The following is a 23,757-nucleotide window of genomic DNA, read 5'->3' on the forward strand; positions in this document are numbered from 1 at the left end:
TTTAATTAATGATGCTTCCATAAGGAGTAAGCTCTCCAAGCTGATAGGTGCTGGTAGTTACATTTGTACCATATGTGCCGAAAGTGTCAGTGAACACAACACGCAGATAGCGAATGGCGTCAAAGGCGTGAGGATTTACCGTATTGTCGAATTCACACTCTGCCTCATTCACATAATATTCCCTGTCATCAGTGGTAATAGTGCCCACCGCACCATTAGGTAGATAGCCTGAAGGCTTTTTATACTCGAATTGTCCGAGCAAAACCCAGCCTTCCTCGAAGTTACCAGGGTAAGTGCCTGTAAGACTAGATACCGGCGTATTGGGTATACCTTCGCCTATCCAGCCCCAGAAGTCAAGACATCTTACATTGGCACCACTCCATGGCAGATAATCTCCACGTGGTGTTACGCCTATACGGCTAAGTTGTACCGTCTGACCCAAATCGATTGTAATCCATGCAGGACGCGGCGAACCTGAAGCCGCATCAAATAACGCAGAATTGTTTACGCCGTATGAGCCGTCTTTAGGACGATAGTTCTTGCAGTCCCAAAGGTTTGAAATACGGTATGTACTCGACGATGCATGGGTATTATCTATTTTTGCAAAGTCCTCCGGATAGTTGAACTTATTCTTGTCCAATATATCTTCGGCCATTGGTGTGAGCATGGTATCTACAGGTTCGCTAAGGTTGCCCCAGTGATCGCGAAGCACGGTACGGAACAATGTCTTTCCTGCTGGCATGCCGCGACGGGTAAGATAGATTTCCTTCGCAGCCGTAAACAGTGTGGTAACCTCCACCCAATGACGATCATTAGGAGCCACATTGATGTCGGTAGTGTTGCGGTCGGCATAGAGAATGATACCCATGTCGGCGCGGTCAACATTATTCTCAACATGAATCTTAACGCCACCGAATGTCTCTTTGAGACTTATTTTCACAGTCTTTATTGCAGGAGTGAGAGGGGTGAACTTTACAACAACCGGATCAGAAGTAGCCTCGTTGGTATTGAAGGCGTAAACCTTGACCTCATGTTCTTTGTCATCGGCATAACCTTCCACCAACAATGTGTCAATATAACGCGATACTCGCTGGTTGACAATCGTACCATTACGCTCGAAAACAGCTTCCACGCCTTTGAGATTCGCATCGTTTGGAATCTTGATGGTAAGTACCGCTCCACCAGGAATAGGTTTTACATTGGTTACCTTAACAGGCTGTGGAGCAGGGATGCTGTTGTCTATTTGATCCACACGATCGCCATCACCGCAACTTATCAAGCCAACGACCATGAGCGCAAAGCAACCGAATGCTAATATTAATTTCTTCATTTTATATATACTAAATATGTTTTTTGTCAATAACATAACCCATTTACCAGCCTAAGTTCTGCACAAGATTGGGGTTGTGCTCCAAGTTGGTAATCGCAATAGGCCAGAAGTAGTCTTTCAGAGTGAAGTCGGTTTCATAGAGGAGGGTTCTCCTATAATAGTCTTCCTCCGTAGAAGCCGTTACATTAAAGCCGTAAGCGTTCTTAGAATACTCCCTTGGAGCTTCCTTCCAACGACGCAAATCCCAGAAACGTTTGCTTTCAAAGCAAAGCTCTATCATGCGCTCCTGATGTATTATCTGGCGCATACCAGCCTGTGTATTGTAGAACCCAGGATTGGTACTGTATTTGTCCCAAGCCTCCTTAACACCAGGAATGTGAGCCCTTATGCGCACAGAGTCGATATAAGCGAATAGCTCGTTGCTGTGAGCGCCATTAGGGCCTTCAGCCTCGTTGATACACTCCGAATAGAGTAGATACAAGTCGGCAAGGCGCATCTCCGGCCAAGGATAGTAATAAGTCGACATCTGTGAGTTGTTTCCAGCCAAGCGGTTCTGATACGGATAAGTCTTCTTCGGCATATAGCCAGTTACCGGCCCAGTCTCTGTAGTGTTACCTGAGCGACCTTGGCTCTGGCCAAGCTTACTTTCAACATCATATACATCGTCAGATTTCAAGTCGTTATACCTCTGCAAACCACCAAGCCATTTGCCACCATCAAAACCAAGGAAAGCATAGAAGCGCGGCTCACGATCAGTATTGAGCTTAATGGTCTTGTAGTTGGGCTGTAGCCTCCATTTGTCCGTCGAGTCCGTAGTGAATATTCTCAATTCATTTTGTCCTTGACGTGAAGCGTCATAACGAATTGGAATACCATTCTTTGTGTAGAATTCCTCAGCCACCTTCAATGGCACGCCAATTAAGTTGTAACAACTCAAAGAAGCAACATATGTAGCGCGTATTTCATCTGTAGCTGAGAACTGAATATTAGGCGGAGATATTTGCTGCCAATTCAAGTTGCCCGCAGAATGCTGTGTATTGCCCCAAATAATCTCAGAGTTCCAGCGCGTGCACATCATTCCGCGAAGAGCAAGGTCGAGCTTCAAGGTGTCGTTCATACGGAAGGTTATGTCATTACCTTTATATAAAGTAATGTTGGCCTTTTCGCAAACCTCTATGGCATGCTTGCATGCATTCATAGCCTCCTGCCAACGCTGCTGCTTCTCCTCATCAGTTTTTGCAGGAAAAAGCCTTACGCCACGCTTGTCAACCAGCATTGCCTCATCATCATTGCCATTGAAAAGCGGCGAAGCGGCGAATGTTGCCACGCGGGCTTTGAACGCTGCGCATATAGGTTGGGTGATACGTCCGTATTCAGTAATATCCACTGACAGCGGCAGGTTAGGCTCCACCTCATCAAGCAGTTTCATCACATAGTTGAAGCAAGAGTCAATCGGGTCGCGATAGACACGGACATCCTCTATGTTGGCATCCATCGGAAGCGACTTCTTCACTACTGGTATCGGCCCCCACTTACGTATAAGCTCAAAGTGGAAGAGAGCCTTGAGGAACTTCGCCTCAGCACGCCACTGGTTCTTCTCTGTCTCATCCATATCTGGCACATTACCTATCTTTTCAAGGAATATGTCGCAGTCGCGGATGCCAATATACATCGAGTTCCAATTGTCGGCATATATCCTGCTCGAGTTCATATATCCACGCGCGATGTATGTCATTGCGTTCGACACACGCCCAGAGCTGGCGGTTACCTTTCTTCCCCACAGGTCGCACAACTCATCACTACCAAGTAAAGCGGGGTCATACGCAGGATGTCCAGTGCCTGGCATGCTTGAATATAGTGTTCCAAGGAATCGTATTGCTGTGGAGCGAAGGTTGAACGCATTATCAATGGTGGGATTACCATCATCCGGCACCACATCAAGATAACCATTGCAGGCTGTGAGTGAGGTCATGGCAGCCAACAATGCAACAGCTATTGTTTTAAGATTTCTGATTTTCATATTATCACTCCTAATTTATTTGAATGTTATGTTAACACCTATATTTATAACACGCTGCAGTGGATAGTTGAGGGCAGAGCGTCCTTGCTCGGGATCCCACATCTTGAAATTGCTCCAGCATATCAGGTTGGTGCCGCTAAGATATAAGCGGAGATTCTCCATGTGCAGCTTCGATGTCAACTTCCTCGGCAGAGAGTAACCCAGCTCGGCACTCTTAAGACGGATGAATGAGCCGTCACGCATCCACCATGTGCTGGGCTGCGTGTTGTTATAGTTCACGGTGTAACTCAAGCGTGGCCAGAAAGCATACATGTCGCGGTTGTCCTCCGACCAGTAGCTGTCGGCAATTGCCTTGATGACTTGCGTGCTGGCATAGAACGGATACAGGCCTCCCTTAGTATCAGAATTCTTACTGCTGTACGGCGAAGCGTTGATGAAGAACGACTCATTTCCGATACCCTCAAAGAACACAGACGCGTCGAAGCCCTTATAACCTACAGAGAAACCAAATCCATAGTTTATCTCAGGGGTGGTCGGATTGCCGATGGGCACCATGTCCGCACTATTGATAACTCCGTCGCCATTGACATCGGTGTATTTGATATCACCACCGCCGTATGGCGAACCAAAGGCTGCCTGTGATGGAGAGTTGGCCGCTTCCTTATCGTCAATAAAGAGGCGCTCTGCTATGTATCCCCATGTCTGTGCCAGCGAGCGCCCAGCGTGCTGACGGTAAGACTCTGCATAGGTGGGTTCCTCATACACCTTGTATGTTCCATGGGCGTATGTAAAGTTAGCTCGAGCCGATGTCCACAAGTTCTTGTTCCAGTTCTTGCGGAACTCCATCTGTATGTCCCAACCGCTGGCTTGCGTCTTGCCAATGTTGGCTCCTATTGAGGATTGCAGTCCCATGGTCGATGGAATGTCGGCACGGGTCATATAGATGTTGTCGCGATGCTCAGTGTAGTACTCCACCGTAAGGTCAAGAGCGTTGAATAAGTTAAGTTCTACGCCGAAGTTGGCCTTCTTTGCGGTCTCCCATGATATCGCGGGGTTGGGATAACGGTACACCGCTATACCGTTTTCCGATACTCCATTCATGATAGGACTCGATCCTGTCTCTCCAAAATGAGAAGCATAAGCGTTACTGTTCATGTTTATATTTGACAGATAGAAGAATCGATCTTCCTCATTTCCAATCTTGTCATTACCAACGAGTCCATAAGAAACGCGGAACTTCAGTTTATTGACATACTTGCGCAGAGGCTCAAAGAATTTCTCCTCACTCAGCATCCATCCTGCCGCAACTGATGGGAAGAAGCCCCAGCGGTGTCCCTTTGCGAAGCGCTCAGAGCCGTTATAACCGAAGTTGAACTCCGTGAAGTAACGATCATCGTATGCATAAGTGAAACGGCCTGACAGCATGACATTGCGTGCCGGCATCGACTTAAGCAGGCTTCCGGCATTGCCCGCACGCTTCTCTCTCACAGTAAAAACACCCAGCGCACTCAAAGTGTTCCTTCCAAAGGTGTTGTTCCACCACAATCGGCTCTCCGAATACATGGTGCTCCTCACATCTTTCTTGCCTTCTGAGTAAGTTAGATAGTCTGTTCCGTCCTCTTTGATACGTTTGATGTGATATTCACCAGTATACGAGTCATACGAGTTGAGTGCGTACAAATAAGGCCGATAGGCACGGCTTACATCCCAATAAGAATACCTTGTCAGGTTGAAGAGTGTGGAGAACTTCAGCCCTTTGGTGATGAAGCTCAAGTCTTGGTTAAACTCCACGGCCGCAATCATCTGCGAGCGGTGGTAGTCCTTGTAGCCACGCACCATTTCCGAGTACGGGTTGATGTAAGAGCCGTCTTGATAGTTACCGAACATGATGTGCTTAATGCCTTTATGCTCTTTGTCCATGGGATAATAAGCCGGGAACAAGACGGGGTCAGAGTGCATCACATTGACATACATGTCAGTACCACTAGTCAGCGGGCCGGTATAGTCGTCGAAGTTTCCCGACAAGCGAATAGCAAGCTTTGTGGTCTTTGTTACATTGATGTCGACATTCGAACGCAGGGTGTAACGCTTCAAGTCAATGTTGCTGTTGAAGCTGTTGCGATGATCCACCTTCAAAATACCGTTGTCTTGGGTGAACGCTGCCGACACATAATAAGTGGCAATCTTACCGCCGCCCCTTACACTGAAGTCGGCACGAGTGCTCGTCGAATGATTCTTAAAAAGCATGTCGTACCAATCGTTTGCCGGATATATTATGCGGTTTGCGTTTGGTTTGCCGGTCTGCTCAATCTTATCGCGCGAGAACATCAGCTCTCCCAGCGGGTCTCGAGTTGATATTGCCTCGTTGTACATCTTCATATAAGTAATGGGGTCGGCCAACTTCACATCCTTTACTGAGCCCGTCATAGATGCCTCAACGCGCGCAAAGAATGTGGCTGGACCTTCCTGACCGCGCTTTGTCTGAACAAGGATGACACCGTTGGCACCGCGTGCACCATAAAGGGCGGCAGCCGACGCATCCTTCAGAATCGAGAAGCTCTCTATATCGTCTTGACGAACGCGGGCAAGGTCATCCTTTGTGAGCTCTATGCCATCAATAAGAATCAGAGGGTCGTTACCGCCTTGTCCGAAGGTAGTGATGCCTCGGATGAAGAAGTCGGCGTTGTCTTCGCCAGGCTCACCGGTACGCTGGAAGCCGATAAGTCCTGCCACATTTCCTGCCAAAGACGATGTGAAGTTGCTCGAAGGCACACGAAGGTCGTTGACATTCACCGTCGTAATGGAACTCACCACACTCTCCTTCTTCTGCTTACCGAAAGCGACAACGGTAACACTTTCAAGTTCATTACCTTGATCGGTCAAGGCAACATCAATCTTTGTCCGTCCGCCAACGGCAATAGTTTGAGTCTGCTTACCGATAAAACTATAGACAAGTTTATCTGCTGCCCTTACCTTGATCTCATACGAACCGTCCAAGTCCGAGATGACTCCTTTTGTGCTTTTCTCGACAACGATACTAACACCTGGCAAAGGATCTCCCGTTTCTTTCTCGATTACCTTACCTTTAACCGTAATCTCTTGCCCGGATGCAACCATCGGGAAAAAGAATAGGATTAGCAGCAACGATAACGCTAAACTACATTTCTTGTTCATTTTCATTATATTATTAAGGATATATTTATCTTCGTTATTTTCCTTTCAGAAAGGATTTCAGCCTTTAGGTATTAGGAATCTCGACTCCAAAAATAAAGAAAATATTAGATAATTCAAAGTATTTTAACAAGAAATATTGTTTATCCGCCACGAAAAGAGAACAAAAAGTTGTGCAGTATTGCGCAAAAGACATTCAAGGGAAGAGATTGGCGGCGACGCACGGGATTCCGGTTTCTGAAGGAATTGGCAACAAAGATGGCCATTAGCGCATATCATCAAGAAAATAAAAACCGACCTCTGGCATCAGGAATTGGTAAAAACAAGAACAGAAATTGCTGCCTTTCAACCTCGATGAGGCCGTATTCTATCTGCTATGGCATGCAAAGGGCCTCGCACACCCGGTCTTGGAATGCACGGGCGTTCTTGCCGTGCATGACACCCTGATTAATAATAGAGAAGCAAATCTCGTGCCCGTTGGAGGCCGTCAGGTAGCCCGCAAGGCTGAACACACCGGTTACGCTTCCTGTCTTGGCCTTCACATTGTCTCGAGTGAAAGAGTTATCCATGCGGTTACGCAGCGTTCCGTCCATGCCCGCCTTCGGCAATGAGGGCAGCAGATGCAGATAGATGTTCTGATTTTGATGGGCATAGCGCAACAGGCGCACCTCCAGTTCGGCCGACACATAATTATATAAGGAGAGCCCCGACCCGTCGGCTATCTTATAGTCAGAGCCTTTCAGCCCGATCTTGTCGATGAGACGCCGCACGAGTTTACGGCCGTCGGCGGCCGTGGCCGGACGCTCGTCCGTGGAGGCGGCTATCTGATAGAACATCGACTCGGCGTAAAGGTTGTCGCTCTCTTTCATCATCTTCATCAGTATCTGGTCCATGGTATGAAACCGGGTGCAGATGCAATAGGCGGAATCAGGCTTTGTGCCCACGACACTATAGGCCTGCACGACGATACCCGCCTCGCGCAGCTCGCGCTCAAAACGCTCCATGAACCTGTCCTTGCGCCCGTAAGGCAGGGCCGAAAGCTCGGGATTGTCGTCGTCCCAGCACCATCCCTCGCCCAGCAGACTCGACTCCTTGAAGCTCTTGTCGGCATAAAGACGCCCGCGAATGGTGTCCACCCCCATCTTTCTCAGACTCTCCACGAAGGCATTCATGTCGTCGCTGTTGAAGCGGGGGTCCATGTGTCCCACGCAATAGATGTCGCCCGTGAGGGTACCGCCCTCCACCTTTCCCGTATAGCAGAGGTCGGTCTTGAACTGATAGCTGCCGCCGAGGCGGTCGAGAGCCGCAATGGCCGTAACGATCTTCATCGTCGAGGCCGGACGCATCATCTGCCGTTCATTGTGGCGGTAGATGGCGGAGTCAGCCGTGAGGTCATACACCATCAGTCCGAGCTGCGAGGTCTTGAACATATCGCTCCCTATCAGCCGGTCGAGCTGCCGCTGCACCGACTGCGGCCAAGGCAGGTTCACGCTGTCCTTGCGGAGCGTGTCTATCAGGGCCGCATCTGCCGGGTTGCCGTTGTCTTCGTCCTCAAAGTTCTTTCCATTCACCTGCGCCCGTGCCGTCAGCACCACCATTAGCATGAGCCCGCAAATGATTTCTCTCGTATATCTCGTCATAACCTCTCCTGTCGTTTCTTGAGTTCACGCATGAAAGCGGCTTCTTCCGAGAGTTGCACCGTCGTCAGCCTACCGGCTCCATACTCAATGAGCAGATAACGCGAAAGCCCGAAAACACCCGTCATCGGCGTGCACCTCACGATGTCGCAGAGGCGTATTTCACGGCGTCGGGCAAACCTGCCTCGGTCGATGAACAGCCATTCGTCGGTGAGCGTATAACTGCTGTGCAGCACGCGCTCCATCATCAGCACCACGACCACAACCACCATGAGCGCCACAACAGGCATCCGCTGCCAAAACAGCCAGAAAGCCAATACCGCAAGCAAGGCTATCGAGCACTTCGCGGGCAGCGTAAACTGATGATGGAAAGTCCTATCCATATTATTATCCGCCTGCAAAATTACAAAAAAATGTTCTATTCTGCCCCGTTAAGACAGATTTTAAGTCTTTTTATATACCTTATTTAATTATTGGAAAGTTGAATCCCCAAGATGCCCGCGGCCGCCCACGAAAAAGCTTAAGGCCGCCTCCGATCTGACGAAATCGGCGAAATCGTGGGACGAAATCGGCGAAATTGTGGGACAAAATCGGCGATTTTGTCCTGAGAAACATATGGGATTGCCGGACAAGACCATGCTTTTCATTTTCCAACCCGTAACTTTCAGCCCCGCGGCAGGCCGTTGCCGCCCCGCCCTATCGCGTAAGACTGAACTTCAGACTGAGGCCGAAGTCGCGGGTGGTGGTGGGATAGCTGTTGCTGGCCAGCAGCGGACGGTTGGTCTGCCGGTCGTAATAGAAACTCATGGTAAGCAGCCGCGAAAGGGTATAGTCTGCGCTGAAGCTAAACTTCAGGGCGGTATTCCCGCTGCTTGCGGCGCTCGTCATCGAAGCAATGTCGCGACTGATGCTTGCCTGTTGGCGATAGCTGAAGTCGAGGCGGAGGTTCAGGTCGTGGTTGGCCTGTACCCTTCCCGTAGTCGGGGGGGCGCTCTGTTGCGAGCTTGCCTTCTTGTTCTTCACCTTTCGAGCATCTCTGTCGCCGAAGAGCCTGAGGTTGTTAATGCGGTAGCCCATGCCTATCACCCAGTCATGACTGGTGGCCTCGTTGATCTGGATGCTCGTCATGCTCAGACTCAAGACCCTTGTCGTGCGGTACTCCAGCTTTGCCGTGAGGTTGTTTTCAAAGGTCATGTCAATGCCCAGCAGCGGCGAGAAGGCCTCGTTGATGCTGACGGTGGAGACATTATACATGCTGCTCGGCACGGGATTTCCCGTCGTGGCATCGCTGATGAAGCCGATGCCGTTCATGTATTCCATATAGGTGCTGAAGCTACTGTACGATCCCACGGCGTAGATGCTCTTATAACCGTGGTTGACATTGAAGCTCTTGAACACTTCGCGGAACCACGGCAGCCTGGTCAGACCGCTGTAGCGTACAGTCCAGTTGGGCAACAGGCGCGAGAGCGCAGGGAAAATATCCAGCGAAGTACTGCCGCCGCTGGTATAGGTGGCAAGGAACGCGGGAATCATCACATCGGCACTATAGCGATCGACTCCGCCGTTGGCAGCGTCGAAGGTCTGCCCCGCGAGGGACGACGAAAGCGGATAGGGCACGCCCGCATACTGCGCCTCCACCCTGTTGCGGAAGCCGTCGAGTGAGCCGCAGAACCGGTCGAAGCTCTTGGAACGGAATCCCGAGGCGGCATTGCCGACACCTTCGAAAGCGCTGCGGAGCGAAATCGTGGTCATGGTGAAGGTGCCGCTCTGCGTGGTCGGGTTCCCCTCATACATATACTGCACACTCTTTGCCCGGGTCTGCGTGCGGGCGGCATTGAGGTCGATCTTCAGATTCTTCACGGGCTCGAGCATCACGCGGAGCTGCAGGTCGGAAGTCTGATTGGAGGTAGCCGGCGTCGCATAGGAACTGTTCATCAGCAGCCAGTCGTTCTCACGGGCCCGCTCGATGTAAGAGTCGCCGGTAAGTCCGAAAGCGAAATCAAGTCCCGGCGAAAGCGCACCCGTGCCACGGGTCTGGCCGAAGGCGTCGCCCACGGTCGGCATGAAGCCCGGCAGCGACATCGAATACTGGTTGCGATAGCTCACGCTCACATTCCTCACCATCATCATCAGCCGTGCGGCGGCCTGGGCGCTCTTATACCAGGTCTGGTCATCGAGCGGCGGCTTGGGCGTAACGGTAATCTTCAGCCTCAGCGCGGAATCCACCTTGTTGGTTATCTTGATCTGGTTATCGCCTATTTTTCGGAACTTCAACGGATAAGACTTTCCGTCCTCCAGTTTCGCCGTGAGCGTGAAGCGGCGCGTCTTCTTGCCATGGTTCACGCTGATGATGGTATCGGGCAGAAGGGTTATCTCCTTCTCGAAGCTGCGCTGATTCTTGGGCAAAGCCCTCTGTTGCCGTTCTGCCGCCCGGTCCTGGGCATCCTTGCCCTGGGACCTCCGGGCCTCCTCGCGCCTCCTCCGGCGTTCCTGCCGCTCCCTGTCTATCTGCGAACGGCTCGATTCCTTGTTGAATCTCTCATTGGCTTTCTTCAGGAACGGGATATGGTTATACAGCCGCTCCATGCTGAAAGTGGCATTCATGTTGAAGTTGCGGTTATTGGTGATGGTGTTTCCAAGCGAGGTTCCGTCCTCAAGAGCCGTTCCGCGCACCCAGCTATAGGTGGCGCTATAGGTGGCATTGGCATTGATCCAGTCGAACAGAGGCACCAGATTGAGCGGCAACTGGTAAGAGAGCTGGAAACTCTGGTTGTAGTCCAAGGGCGTGCCAAAGTGCTTGATAGATGTCCAGACCGAGTCTTTCCAGGCCGAATAGCGGTCGGGATAGAGATCTTTGTTCACCGGCGTGTAGGGCTCTTCTATCTCCGCATGGGTCGCACTCTGAAAGTTCATGTGCAGATTCTTGGTCAAATCCCATCTCAAGGCAAAGTCCCTGTTCCACAGAAACTGCTCGCTGAAGGTGAGCGGACGCCTCGTGTCGAGCAGGTTCTCCATGTCGCGTTCCTGCAACTCATAATAGTTGCGAGTGAGCTCGGTGTTGAAAGCCACATTCTGGGGGAGCCAGTTAAGTCCGAAACGCCGCAGGATCTCCAGCCATTTAGACTTGTTCTTGATCTTCCTAAACGGTTCCCAGGCCTTATAGACCGGTGTCCAGCTATAGTTGAGGGCGCCGCGCCAATTGTCTTCCTTTTCATATACAGTGGTTTTTCCCGTCGTATAGCGATGGGAATGGCTGTAGGAAAGCGAGAAATTGGCGGGATCGTAGGGCATCGGGTGGCGCTTGTTCCCGATTCCCACACGCACATTCGAGAGCGAGAAGTTGGAGTTCGTGGTCTTCGTAACGGCAATGCTCTCGATAGAGTCGCGCTCGTGCCGGTTGGCAGCAGCGTCAAGCGCGTCGTCGAGCATCATGTCGGTGTCCAGGGGATTATATTTCGGACGGGTCTCCTCTTTGGTCAGGCTATAATAGAGAGGCGCCGTAACCTTCGCCTTGTCCGGGAAGAACTTGCCCAATTCGAGGCTCGTCGTAACGCTGTAGGTCTTATAGTCGTCGGTGGAACGCTGCATCACGCCCTCCTCCAAGCCCCCGAAGCCCTCCGAGATATAGCGTCCCTGGAGGTTGACGACGCCAAAGTCCGAGAGCTGCACATTCAGATTGCCGTTCGCGGCCCAGCCTCCTTCGTTGTTAGACTCCTTCATGCGCAGCTCGTTAACCCACACCTCGCCCGACTTCTGGCTGCCCGCAAGGTTGCGCACACCTATCATCATGGTCTTCACCTCACCCAATGTGGGGTTACCCTTGATACTGATTTTGTTGTTGGGATGCTCCTCGTCGTAGGCCGAGAAGACGCGATTATACGATGCCGTGCCCGCTGCCTTGGCAATATTGCGCTCCTTCTTGAGCTTGGTAAAGATGCCCAGGGGCACATCCAGCATGTTCTCTTCCGGCCATACTGCTTGACAATCGGCCAGGGAATACTTGTCATAGACCTTAGGGGGCGTAAGCTTCAAAGGTATCTCGTACTCATAATAATTGCTTTTATAGTCGCTTCCGAGACGGATGAACACGGCCAGCTGATTGTCCGTGAGGTCGGTAGAATTCTGCTCCATGGCATTCGCATGGACAAACATCTGTATGCGCTTGTATTGCCGGAGGTCAAGAGCCGTATTCTTATAGACCGCCTTTGCCTCATTAGAACCCAGGTTCGAGACCACGAAATTCAATGCCTGCTCATTAGCCTCCACAAGCTGCGGCTGCGTGGGATCCTGCTCGCGGCGGATGCCGGGAGGAAGGACATAGTTCACGGGAGTCTTGTCGTTGTTCTCTTCTATATTCACCGAGCTCACCGCCATCACGCCGCCAGAGGAGCTGGAATTGTCGAGCACCTGCTCATAAACCCGCCAGTCGCCGCGCACGAGGTCGAGACTTCCGAAGCGCATCACGATGGGACGCTGGAAATTCGTGAGGAACATGCGCATGAAACGGATGCTCGTGAAGTCGGAGATAGCCCCCACCTTGCTTTCATACTCTTTCAATGGGACGCGGAACAGGTACCAGTTCACCTCCTCGGAAGTGTTGTTTCGCAGCGGTGCCACCGCCGTCCGCTTGTCCACGATGTAGTTTTTCCCCACCACCATGTCCTGCGGACGGATAGACACTTTATACTGATAATACTTTTCATACTCGTTCAGCGTGTAGTCTTGATTGATGTCCTCCACATCAGGTGTTGTCTTATAGGATGTGTCGTAGCTCTCCGCACGGCTCTCGGTATCAGGCGAATTGCCCTGCGGCATATTGATTCTCTTATACCGCTGGAGGATGGAAGCCTGCACCTGGTCGTAGTCCGTGCCACGGAAATAATGGTAGTCATCGTTTGCGGGGTCGTCCATAATGGCCCTGAAGACATCTGGGCTCACCTTTCCCTGCGCCTGCGACAAGAAGGTCTGGTAGGCAGCAAACGCCTTCTCCTCATCATCCGTGAGGCCATTGAATCCCACATCCTGAAGGGCACGGTTACCGGCACCCGTGGCAAAGGCATAGGTTACGGTGGCCTGGGTCGGTATCTTGCCCCACTGCGTATAGACGAAACTGCTCGAGCCATCGACCGGCATACCGCTTTCATAGAACTTCTTGCCGTCGCGGAGCACATCCTCGCTCACCTCGCCAAGGTTGATATAGAAGTCGCCGCCATAGGCATTGGCGTCCGGTTGCTTGTCCGTATAGATGAAGGGATCCATCATCCAGAACTCTATATACTCGATATTGGCCGTCTCGAAGTCGTTGGTGTCCAGCTTGCGCATCATTCCCCCCCAGTGGCGAGCGGGGTTTGCGAGTGTCCCGTCATAGTTAAGTTCGGCGGAATTGAAGTTATACGGCCCGCGCTCATTGGGATAATAGGCCAGGTTAAGTATCGGCAACGTGGATATGGCACCGTTATAGCTGCTCTGATCTCTGTTTGGATACAGCTCACTCACATACACCTCGCGCACATAATGATTGGAAAGCTGCTCCAGATCGCTCTTGATATGAGCCGGCGTAAGCGAACTGCTGCGGCGCGTGAACAAAGGATCGATGTTGTACCATGCCAGCAGCGAACGGTCGTAACCGCTCCGCAAGGTTGTCTTGTCGTTGTAATCCGGAAACATGACGGGCACGCTCGAGATTATCCAGGACGACGGTGTGGACACATCCATCTTGCTCGTGGTATTCTCGAAGTCGTCCAGATACGAGGCATTATCCTGCGTTCCGGAGCTCTGCCCGGCAATCAACTGCGCAAACTCGGCATTCAGCGAGATGTTCGACGGCTGCGTTACATGCAGGAAAGGAATCTTGTCGAGCATGTTGGTAAGCCACTGACTCTCCTTCTTCCAGTTCACATTGAGCCCCCAAAGGGTGTTGTTCAGGGGTTCCGAGCCCATGTTTACCTTCGTGGTGAGCGCCTGTTCGGAAAGATGCTGTATGGTGCCGCTCAACTGGAAGTTCTTCGTGAAGTCGTATTCCCAGTTCAATCCGAACATCGTCTTGCGCATCTGACCGTAGTCGGTATTGCTCTCCAGCGACACTTTCACCGGTGTCCCGGCATCGAGAATGCTCTGATTGAGGATGGTAACTTCACCCGCACTGTAGTCCACGGAGTAGTCGGAGCCTTCGGCAAGGGTGATTCCTCCCGCCGTTACCACCACCGATCCATGCGGCACATTGTAGGCTCCGAGGGAGATGACATTGGCCAAGGTGCCCCGGAACTGCCCCGAGAGCACATACTTGTCTTTCTCGGCTATCTGCCGCGCAACGGTCTTCGTGGAGTCGTAGAGCTCGGTAAAGGCGTAAGACACGGCCCTCTCGGCAGGCACGCCCTTGCCGACGAGGTAACTATACATATAAGACCCGAACGGCTCCACCTTCGGGAAGAACACGCGCCCGTTGCTCACGGTGTAGCCCGCCACATAGTCGAAGTAGCCGTTGGGATGCGCATTGTTGTTATTGTCCAGCCGGTCGGCACCGAGGACACGGATAATCGGCGTGTCCTTCACCTGCTGTTCGGGAATGTAGGTGAGGTAGACGCCGGCCGTATCGCTCTGGAACTTGACATCCAGCCGAAACTTATCCCGCTCCACGGAGGCCGCCAGATTATAGACATTCTTCATCATCAGGTCCCAGTTTCCTTGCGTGGGATTGTTCGAAGTGTTCTTCAGCGACTTCACGAAGAGGGCTTGCCCGACATCCGTTACATCCGAAGCAAACTCCCCCACCTGGTAAGTGCGACCTCCATAGGTGTATTCGTAGGCAATGGCCAGCACCTGGTCGGTCTGGATGCCGGTGCGAAGGGAGATATAGCCAAGAGCCTCGTTCACCGTGTATTCCGACGAGTTGAGCAGACGGGCGCTCTCAATCTTCTCATAGTCGACGCCTCCCACGAGCCCTCCAGCATCCAAAACGGTCGAGGTCTGGTCGATGTCCCGTGAGGCCGCATAGGCTCCCACCATCTCCGAATACTCCGAATTGGCACCATTCGAGGGCACCGGCTGTCCTGTCAGCGCCCACCTCGGCCTCGACACTTTCTGGTTCTCGCCAAGGTCGGTGAGGGCTATGATGCTGCGCGTGTTGGCAGTAGTACCGGTCTTGTTGGTGGTCCATACCTCCACGCGGTTTATCTTCACGCCGGTGGTGAGATTGGGCAAGGTCTGCATTCCGGCGTCATACTTGTCGCGGAAATACTGCGAGAGGAAGAAGTGCATGTTCTCCTCATAGTTCGCGACATCGATCTCAAACGGCGTCAGCTGCACCCCGCCCCGGGAGGAGACGCTCGTCGAAGAGCTCTTTTTCTGCGATGCCACCAGCTGCAGCTTCAGCTTGCCGAACTGCATGTCGGTGCGGATGCCGAAGAGCGAGCTGGCTCCCGTGATGAGCGAGGAGTTAGAGGGGAACGACACATTGCCGGCCTCCACGAGCTTGATGATCTCATCCTCCTTGCCGTCATACTTCAGTTTGAGGTTCTGGGTGTCGAAGTCGAAGGTGGCATCGGTGTTGTAATTGAGGTTCATGTTCACCTTGTCGCCCACCTTTCCGTTCACATTCAGGTTGATTTTCTCGTCAAAGTCGAGGGTCGTCGTCTTCCGGTTGCGGATGGGGAGGCTGGGATTGTCGATGTTCTTAAGGGTCGCCCCGAACTTCAACTCTGCCGTTCCCTGCGTCTTGATGCGTACTCCGCCCGGGCCGAATATCTTCTCCGCGGGGCCCAGGTCGAAGTGCATGTCGGTGAAATCGAACTTCTCCTTGCCCTTCGCCTGATAGATTGCGTCGTTCTTCGAGCGGTAAAACTGGTTGCGAGCCAGCCTTTCACTCCACTTCCGATACTCCTCCGGAGTCATTATCACGGGAGCAGCCACCCAGGTATTGCCGATTTTCGATCCGATGATATACCGGTCGAGCGTGTCGTTATAGACCACTTCCTGCCTCAGATTGTCGGGGCGCTGAAGGTCGGCGGCATTCTGCCCGAGGTCGTCGAGGGTAACGGGAGTGGTCTTCTGGATCTTCCACCGGGGGTGGAGCAGCGAGTCGGGAATCTCCTCATCGGCGTCGACGGCGGGCTGCGCCTTCATCTTCACGGTGTCTTTTCGCGGCTTCTGCCGGGTGCGCACATCCTGATGAAAAGGTATTGACATGGCATATCCCGCCATGCTCAACATGAACATGGCCGCCACAAGCCAGACTATCGAATCCCTAAACTTCATCGTCAGCATTCACCGCCCTTTTCTCAAGAGGAGGGCAGGAAGGTCTCTTCTTTATTTTATCTGTTTCAACGCCAGCTTCACCACTTGCTCCACAGGCAGTTCGGGCTGCTCCTTGAGTATCGAGACAACCACCTTTGCCGACGGCGCGGGGGGGAATCCGAGCATGGTGAGGGCACTCACTGCCTCATCCCTCACGGCTGCATCGACGGCCGACGACGGCTCCGTGCTTACATGCAGTTCCTGGGCGATGCCGCTGGCCACGATTTTATCCCTTAAGTCGACGATGATGCGCTGCGCCGTCTTCAGTCCGATGCCCTTCACGCCCTTAAGCATCTTCTCGTCGCCGTTGGCAATGATGTTGCAGAGTTCAGACGGCGAGGAGGCCGAAAGAATCATGCGGGCGGTGTTGGCACCCACTCCCGACACGGTGATGAGCATGCGGTAGAGCTCGCGCTCCTGCCTGGAAGCGAAGCCGTAGAGCGAGAACGAGTCGTCGCGGCCTCCCGTAACGAGCGACTCGTGGACATGAAGCTTCACCTCTTTCCTGCCCTGAAGAGCCGTGTAAGTATTCAGCGAGATGTTCAGCGCATAGCCCACTCCGGCGGCCTCGACGACTGCCAGCGCGGGAGTAAGCTCTGTCAGTTCGCCCCTGATGTATTCTATCATTTTATTTCAAGTTTTGTATATATACGATAAGAATAACGCCCGCTCGGCCTGATTTATTGCACAGAAACCTCTTCAGTCATCCGGAATTTTCGCCGGAAGCCGCCTCCGGTGTTACAAAATCGGCGATTTCGTGGGACAATATCGGCGAAATCGTCGGACAATATCGACGATTTTGTCATTCTCCCCGCTGCCTCCCGTCCCACCGGCTGCCAAATCCGGAAATGCAAAAGCCCGTTAAAAGGATTTCCAAAATCAAAAAAAAAGGGGGAAATGAATGGTTTCTCGTGGGAATGATGTACTTTTGCGGCAGACAAAAGATAGTTTCACATCATAAAAAAACATAGTTATGAAGAAAATCAGAGCGGCCGTAGTGGGCTACGGCAACATCGGGCAATATACCGTTCAGGCGCTCGAGGCCTCCAGCGACTTTGAGATTGCGGGCATCGTGCGCCGCAACGGCAGTGAGGACAGGCCGTCCGAACTAGCCGCATACCCTGTGGTAAGGAATATCCTCGAACTCGAGCGTGTGGATGTGGCCATCCTCGCAACTCCCACAAGAAGCTGCCCGGAATATGCCAAGGACATTATTCCGCTCGGCATCAACACCGTCGACAGCTTCGACATTCACACCGGCATCCTCGACTATCGCACAGAGATGATGCCCATCTGCAAGGCCAACGGCCGCGTCTCCGTCATCTCGGCGGGCTGGGACCCGGGGTCTGACTCCATTGTCCGAGTGCTCCTCGAGAGCCTTGCTCCCAAGGGATTGAGCTATACCAACTTCGGTCCGGGCATGTCGATGGGCCACTCGGTCTGCGCCCGCGGCAAGAAGGGAGTAAGAAACGCGCTCTCGGTTACCATTCCGCTGGGTGAAGGCATCCACCGCCGCATGGTCTATGTGGAGCTCGAAGAGGGAGCCACCCTCGAGGCCGTAACCGCGGAAATCAAGGCCGACCCCTACTTTGCCCACGACGAAACCCATGTGTTTGCCGTGCCGTCGGTAGACGATGTGCGCGATATGGGCCACGGCGTGCACCTCGTGCGCAAAGGTGTGAGCGGCAAGACCCCTAACCAGCGCTTCGAATTCAACATGAGCATCAACAACCCGGCACTGACGGCGCAGGTGCTCGTGAATGTTGCCCGTGCCTCGATGCGCCTGCAACCGGGCTGCTACACCCTGCCCGAGATTCCCGTAATCGACCTGCTTCCGGGCAGTCGTGAGGACATCATCGGAAGGCTGGTATAGTCGCCGGGCAAGCCCAAGGGGGCGGTTCCGGAATGTTGCGGAATCTTAACGATATGCTAAAAAAAACTATATTCTTCCCGAAAAATGAATATCTGTCGGGAAAATGGATTATATTTGCACCCGAATTCAAAACTTTAAGATAGGAAAAAATGGATAAGAGAACATATGGGATGATAGCCGCCGTGCTGGCCATCGTGGTAGTGGCTTTCCTCATCAGCGCCAAACCGGCCGACGATATCATGACCCAAGAGGGCAAGACCACCGTAGTCAACACGCAGCAGCTAGGCCAGAAGGTCAAGGGCTACATGGGAGCGACGCCCGTCAAGATATACATTCAAAAGAACAAAATTGAGAAAATAGAGCCCTTGGCAAACCGTGAGACCCCGAAATACTTCGCCAAAGCCAAGACTCTGCTGAAACAATATGAGGGCAAAAGCGTAACCAAGGCCACGAAAACAGAGGTCGACGGCGTGAGCGGAGCCACCCTCTCATCGGATGCCTTGAAGAAGAATGTCCAACTGGGACTGGAATATTACAAGGAGCATAAGTAAGTCCGGTGGTCTGCCGGACGACAGCTATACAGGGAGAATCTTTTTGAAAGATTCTCCTTTTTTTATTTGCTTCTTTGAAGATCTTTACCTATATTTGTGGAGAACTATAAATCTCTTACACCATGCGCATGCCCTTACTACCTTTCCTCCTTGCTCTTCTCCCGGCAACAAGCCTCCCGGCCCGCGCCCAACAGAGCCTGAACGCGGACACGGCCTCCGCCGTCCCACGGCTCGGATCGGTCGACAGAATCACCGAGGAGCGCATGAACAAAGGCCTCGTAACCAATCCGCTGGAAGCCCTCAACGGTCAGGCGGCGGGCGTGAATGTATCGTCGAGCGGATCCGACAGGATGGCGATGCTCAGCTCCGTGCGCGTCCGGGGCACCACCTCGCTGACCGGAGGCAACGATCCACTGGTCATCATCGACGGCGTTTCATCCGATCTGGCCACCCTTTCCACGATTTATCCTGCCGACATAGAGAGCTTCACCATCCTCAAGAACGCCTCGGAGACCGCACAGTATGGAACACGGGGAGCCTCGGGCGTGATTCAAGTGGCCACGAAGCGCGGCCATGAGGGTCAGTTCCACATCTCCTACGACGGCAACATAGGGTTTGAGACGGTCTGCAAAACCATCGACATGCTAAGGCGGAGCGGCTATATAGGCACGGCGAAGCAGCTCGGGCTCGACTATAACGACGGCGGATACGACACCGATTTCCAAAAGCAAATCACCCGCACAGGCTTCGTCCAGAACCACCATATAGCCTTCAGCGGAGGAACGGAACAGTCAAACTATCGCGCGTCCGTGGGTTTCATGAGCCACAATAGGGTCGTAAAAGTCAACAAACACCAGAATTTCGTGGCGAAAATAGACCTCACGCAGGCGGCTTTCGACGACTTCCTCAAGATCGATCTGGGAGTGTTCGGCTCGTCGCAGAAGGCCTGGAACATCTTCGACAAGCAGAAACTCTTCTACTCAGCGGCGACGCAGAACCCTACTTTTCCTTTCGGAAGGGACGCCGACGGCAACTGGAACAAGAACTCCACGGCATCGCAGATCTGCCCTCCGGCAGCCCTGCTGGAAGAGAAGAACGACGAGAAGAGCCTCAATTTCAATACCCACATGAAACTGCTCTTCGCCCTGGCGAAGAACTTAAGCCTCTCGCTCTTCGGCTCCTACTCATATAACTCCCTGGAGAATGCCATGTTCTGCCCCACTTGGGTCTGGGCACAGGGACAGGCTTATCGGGGAGAACAGAAGACGGAATCCCTTCTGGGCAACATCATGCTCGACTATCAATATGCCGCCGGGCCACACGCCCTCGGCCTCACCCTGCTCGGCGAGTATCAGCGACAGAACCTCTCCGGGTTCTGGACCTTGGTGAAAGGATTTACAAACAATACCTTCGGCTATGACAATCTCGGCGCAGGCTCCATCCTCCCGTATGGAGGAACGGGCAGCAAGTTCGAGAATCCCGCGCTGGCTTCCGGCATGGGAAGCATTGGCTACACGCTCATGGGGCGATACAAGTTGAACCTGACCCTGCGTGCCGACGGCAGTTCCATGGTAGGAAAGAACAACCGATGGGGCTTTTTCCCTTCTGTTTCGGCAGAATGGGATGCCCGCAAAGAACCATTCCTCTCCTCCATCCCGCTCCGGGTAGTATCCCAACTCAAGCTGCGCACCGGCTACGGGGAGTCGGGAAACTTAGGAGGAATCAGCCCCTATAACTCCCTTCAGCTGCTCAGTCCTAACGGCGTGGTACCTTACAACGGGTCTTCCACAATTACGATGGGATTCCTGCGCAATGTAAACCCCGACCTAAAGTGGGAGACGAGAGGCACTTTCAACATCGGGGCAGACCTCGGCTTTTGGAACAATCGCATCGTAATGACTGCGGAATATTACTATTCAAAGACACGAGACATGCTCTATATGTATGATGTTCCCGTCCCCCCGTTCGCCTACGACAAGCTGCTGGCCAACATCGGAAGCATGAGCAACAGCGGAATAGAACTGGGTATGGGCATCACGCCGATACTGAAACGGGACATGGAACTGAATGTCAATGTGAACATCGCTTTCCAGAAGAACAAGATTCTCTCGTTGAGCGGCGAGTACAACGGCACTCAGATGAGCGCTCCCGACATCACCAGCATCGGCCAATTGAATGGAGCGGGATTCCACGGAGGCAACAACAACATCGTCTACCAAATCGTCGGACAGCCCTTAGGAGTGTTTTATCTGCCACACTGCACGGGTCTCGGGAAAAACGCCGACGGCTCCTACAACTACCAGATAGAAGACCTTGACCACAGTAGGGGAATAAACATCGAGGACGGCGGCGACCGCTACATCGCCGGACAGGCCACCCCGAAGATGACGCTGGGCTCTAATATCAGCTTCAGATATAAGGACTTTGGTATCAGCATGCAGCTGAACGGAGCCTTCGGACACAAAATCTACAACGGCACCGCGCTCACCTATATGAACATGACCAGCTTCCCCGACTACAATGTCATGGCCGAAGCGCCCCGGCAGAACATCAAAGACCAGACCGCTACCGACTATTGGCTGGAGAGGGGAGACTATCTGAACCTCGATTATCTAACCATTGGATGGAATATTCCCGTGAAATCGCGCTATGTAAGCATGCTCAGACTCTCTTGCTCGGTAAACAACCTGCTTACCATCACCGGCTACAGCGGTCTCTCGCCGATGATAAACAGCTATATCGCAGACAGCACGCTCGGCATTGACGACAAGCGTTCCTATCCGCCCTACCGCTCTTTCAGTTTCGCGCTAAGCATTCAATTCTAAGACTTCACTCATGAGAAAATATGCCATATACCTATTGCCGCTCCTCTTCCTGAACTCCTGCCTGAGTGAAAACCCGAAGAGCCAGCTCCCAGAAGAGGAGGCCTACACATCGGCTTCGGAACTATACATCAACGCCGTGGCCACTTTATACAATTACATCGGCGGCAACAGCGAGAGCCAAGGACTGCAGGGTACCTACCGGGGAGTATACGATTACAACACTTTCAGCACCGATGAGGCCATGCTTCCCACAAGGGGCGGCGACTGGTATGACGGCGGTTTCTGGCAAAACCTGTATCTGCACGCCTGGACGCCGACCGACAACTCGCTCTACAACACATGGAACTACCTCTATAAAGTCATCGTGCTCTGCAACCGGTCGCTGGCCACCATCAACAGCCATGCCGACCTCCTCGACGCCTCCGGTAAGCAGGCTTACACAGCCGAGGTAAGGGCTCTCCGCGCCATGTATTATTATTACCTGCAAGACCTGTTCGGAAATGTGCCGCTGGTAACATCGGCCGACACGCCTCTCGACCAGATCGGGCAAGGCGGGAGGAGCAGCGTGTTCGACTTCTGCGTAAGGGAACTGCAGGAAGCGGCGCCCTTCCTGCCCGAGGGACACAGCAATTATAAGGGCGGCAATTATGGCAGGATAACCCGTTCCGTGGCCTATTTCCTGCTGGCCAAGCTGGCATTGAACGCCGAGATATACTCCGATGACGACTGGACGGATGCCCAAAAGCCCTCGGGCAACAACTTGTTCTTCAATGTCGACGGGCAGAAACAGAACGCCTGGCAGACCGTCGTGGCCTATTGCGACAAGATCAAGGCCGAAGGCTTCTCATTAAGCGAAGACTATGCCGCCAATTTCTCCATCCACAACGAGACCTCTCCGGAGAACATCTTTACGATTCCCATGGACAAGAACCTCTATGCCAACGAGTTCCAATACCTCTTCCGAAGCCGGCACTACAATCATGGAGGTGCCCTCGGGATGGATGCCGAGAACGGCACCTGCGCCACGCTGTCCACCCTCCAGACCTACGGATATGGCACCCCGGCGACAGACAGCCGCTACGCCGTCAACTTCTATTCCGACACCTTGCGGGTGGACGGACGCGTCGTGCGCCTCGACAACGGCGAGGCTCTGGTCTATAAGCCCCTCGAGGTGAGGCTCGACCTCTCGGGAACGGCCTACGAGAAGACTGCCGGAGCCCGCATGGCGAAGTATGAGATAGACCGTACGGCATACGCGGACGGTAAATTACAGGACAACGATATCGTCTTGTTCCGCTATGCGGATGTGCTGCTCATGAAAGCGGAGGCCAAGACCAGAAACGGACAGGACGGCTCCACGGAACTGAATCAGGTGCGCCGGCGCGCGGGAATGGCGGCCAGAAGCGCCACGCTGGATAACATTCTCGACGAGCGCTTGCTGGAACTGATGTGGGAGGGATGGCGAAGACAAGACCTGATACGCTTCGGAAGGTTCTGCCAAGCCTACGACCTGCGCCCTCAGCTACAGTCGGAGAATGACGGGCACACCGTCGTCTTTCCCATTCCCGACAAGGCATTGAAGCAGAACAAGCAACTGCGGCCGAACCCGGGATATTGATCCTGCCGCAAAAGCGATCACAGTTCATAAGGAATACAGTTTCATCCAAAAGTAGGCAGACCCTTTCCAAGGCCAGCGGGGAAGAACATTACCATCTTCCAATGCGCTGCAGAAGGTCTTCCTGCGCCGACTTCATCTTCTGCCGGACATAGTTCCACGCATCCTTCTTGAAGACGATGCTTCCCCTGATTCCGCGCAGTCGCTGCTCCTTCTGGACATAGCCCTCGTCGGTAAGAAGCAGCTTCAGGAACACCGGTACATCTCCTTTCTTCGCCATATAGACGCCTATGCCATGGGTATAGCGCATCCCGAAGGCGGTGGTTATCGGGAAATCGACCACATAAACCGAGCCAGCATTGCCCCAGAAGGCTGCCTCCTTGCCGCCAAACTTGGTGCTTCGCTCCACCCATGACGGGTCGAACAAAACACTGGCATATAGC

The 23,757-nt window shown here is 53.0% G+C and carries 12 protein-coding genes; 4 read left to right on the forward strand and 8 right to left on the reverse strand.

The genetic code is table 11. The features are described from left to right. Window position 1: 1 nt before the first annotated feature. From C7120_RS01910 to ruvA, 7 genes are all read right to left on the reverse strand, one after another. Window positions 2–1,330 (reverse strand): DUF4959 domain-containing protein, encoded by a 1,329-nt coding sequence (locus tag C7120_RS01910; RefSeq protein ID WP_158267338.1) that lies wholly within the window; start codon window positions 1,328–1,330, stop codon window positions 2–4. A 43-nt stretch (window positions 1,331–1,373) separates the two neighbouring features. Beyond that, window positions 1,374–3,350 (reverse strand): RagB/SusD family nutrient uptake outer membrane protein, encoded by a 1,977-nt coding sequence (locus C7120_RS01915; protein WP_107620149.1) that lies wholly within the window; start codon window positions 3,348–3,350, stop codon window positions 1,374–1,376. Between the two features lie 15 nt (window positions 3,351–3,365). Next, a complete protein-coding gene (locus C7120_RS01920) occupies window positions 3,366–6,524 on the reverse strand; it encodes a TonB-dependent receptor (protein ID WP_107621347.1) in 3,159 nt (1,052 codons plus the stop codon). Window positions 6,525–6,895: 371 nt separating this feature from the next. Then, window positions 6,896–8,161 carry a D-alanyl-D-alanine carboxypeptidase/D-alanyl-D-alanine-endopeptidase gene (dacB, locus tag C7120_RS01925; protein WP_107620150.1) on the reverse strand — a complete coding sequence of 422 codons (1,266 nt, stop codon included), beginning with the start codon at window positions 8,159–8,161 and terminating at the stop codon, window positions 6,896–6,898. After that, window positions 8,158–8,541 (reverse strand): PH domain-containing protein, encoded by a 384-nt coding sequence (locus tag C7120_RS01930; protein WP_107620151.1) that lies wholly within the window; start codon window positions 8,539–8,541, stop codon window positions 8,158–8,160. The genes dacB and C7120_RS01930 overlap by 4 nt, the downstream gene beginning before the upstream one ends. Window positions 8,542–8,854: 313 nt before the next feature. Beyond that, complete coding sequence (gene sprA, locus C7120_RS01935; RefSeq protein ID WP_107621348.1) at window positions 8,855–16,411, reverse strand: cell surface protein SprA; 7,557 nt, start codon at window positions 16,409–16,411, stop codon at window positions 8,855–8,857. A gap of 51 nt (window positions 16,412–16,462) precedes the next feature. Continuing rightward, the gene (gene ruvA / locus C7120_RS01940; RefSeq protein WP_107620152.1) at window positions 16,463–17,077 is read right to left on the reverse strand and encodes a Holliday junction branch migration protein RuvA; all 615 of its coding nucleotides are present in this window, start codon (window positions 17,075–17,077) and stop codon (window positions 16,463–16,465) included. A gap of 346 nt (window positions 17,078–17,423) precedes the next feature. On the opposite strand from ruvA, the gene C7120_RS01945 reads away from it, so the two are divergent. The 4 genes from C7120_RS01945 (at window position 17,424) to C7120_RS01960 (ending at window position 23,317) form a co-directional block, all read left to right on the forward strand. After that, window positions 17,424–18,323, forward strand: coding sequence for a diaminopimelate dehydrogenase (locus tag C7120_RS01945; protein WP_107620153.1), 900 nt, complete (start codon window positions 17,424–17,426; stop codon window positions 18,321–18,323). A gap of 149 nt (window positions 18,324–18,472) precedes the next feature. After that, complete coding sequence (locus C7120_RS01950; protein WP_107620154.1) at window positions 18,473–18,874, forward strand: FMN-binding protein; 402 nt, start codon at window positions 18,473–18,475, stop codon at window positions 18,872–18,874. A gap of 128 nt (window positions 18,875–19,002) precedes the next feature. Continuing rightward, entirely contained in the window at window positions 19,003–21,699 is a 2,697-nt protein-coding gene (locus C7120_RS01955) for a SusC/RagA family TonB-linked outer membrane protein (protein ID WP_369916829.1), read from the forward strand. Between the two features lie 10 nt (window positions 21,700–21,709). Further along, window positions 21,710–23,317 (forward strand): RagB/SusD family nutrient uptake outer membrane protein, encoded by a 1,608-nt coding sequence (locus tag C7120_RS01960; protein WP_107620156.1) that lies wholly within the window; start codon window positions 21,710–21,712, stop codon window positions 23,315–23,317. A gap of 88 nt (window positions 23,318–23,405) precedes the next feature. Here C7120_RS01960 and C7120_RS01965 read toward each other — a convergent pair whose 3' ends face one another. Continuing rightward, window positions 23,406–23,741 (reverse strand): hypothetical protein, encoded by a 336-nt coding sequence (locus C7120_RS01965; protein WP_107620157.1) that lies wholly within the window; start codon window positions 23,739–23,741, stop codon window positions 23,406–23,408. Between the last annotated feature and the right edge of the window lie 16 nt (window positions 23,742–23,757).

The organism is Prevotella sp. oral taxon 376 (assembly GCF_003043945.1).
Taxonomy (GTDB): Bacteria; Bacteroidota; Bacteroidia; order Bacteroidales; family Bacteroidaceae; genus Prevotella.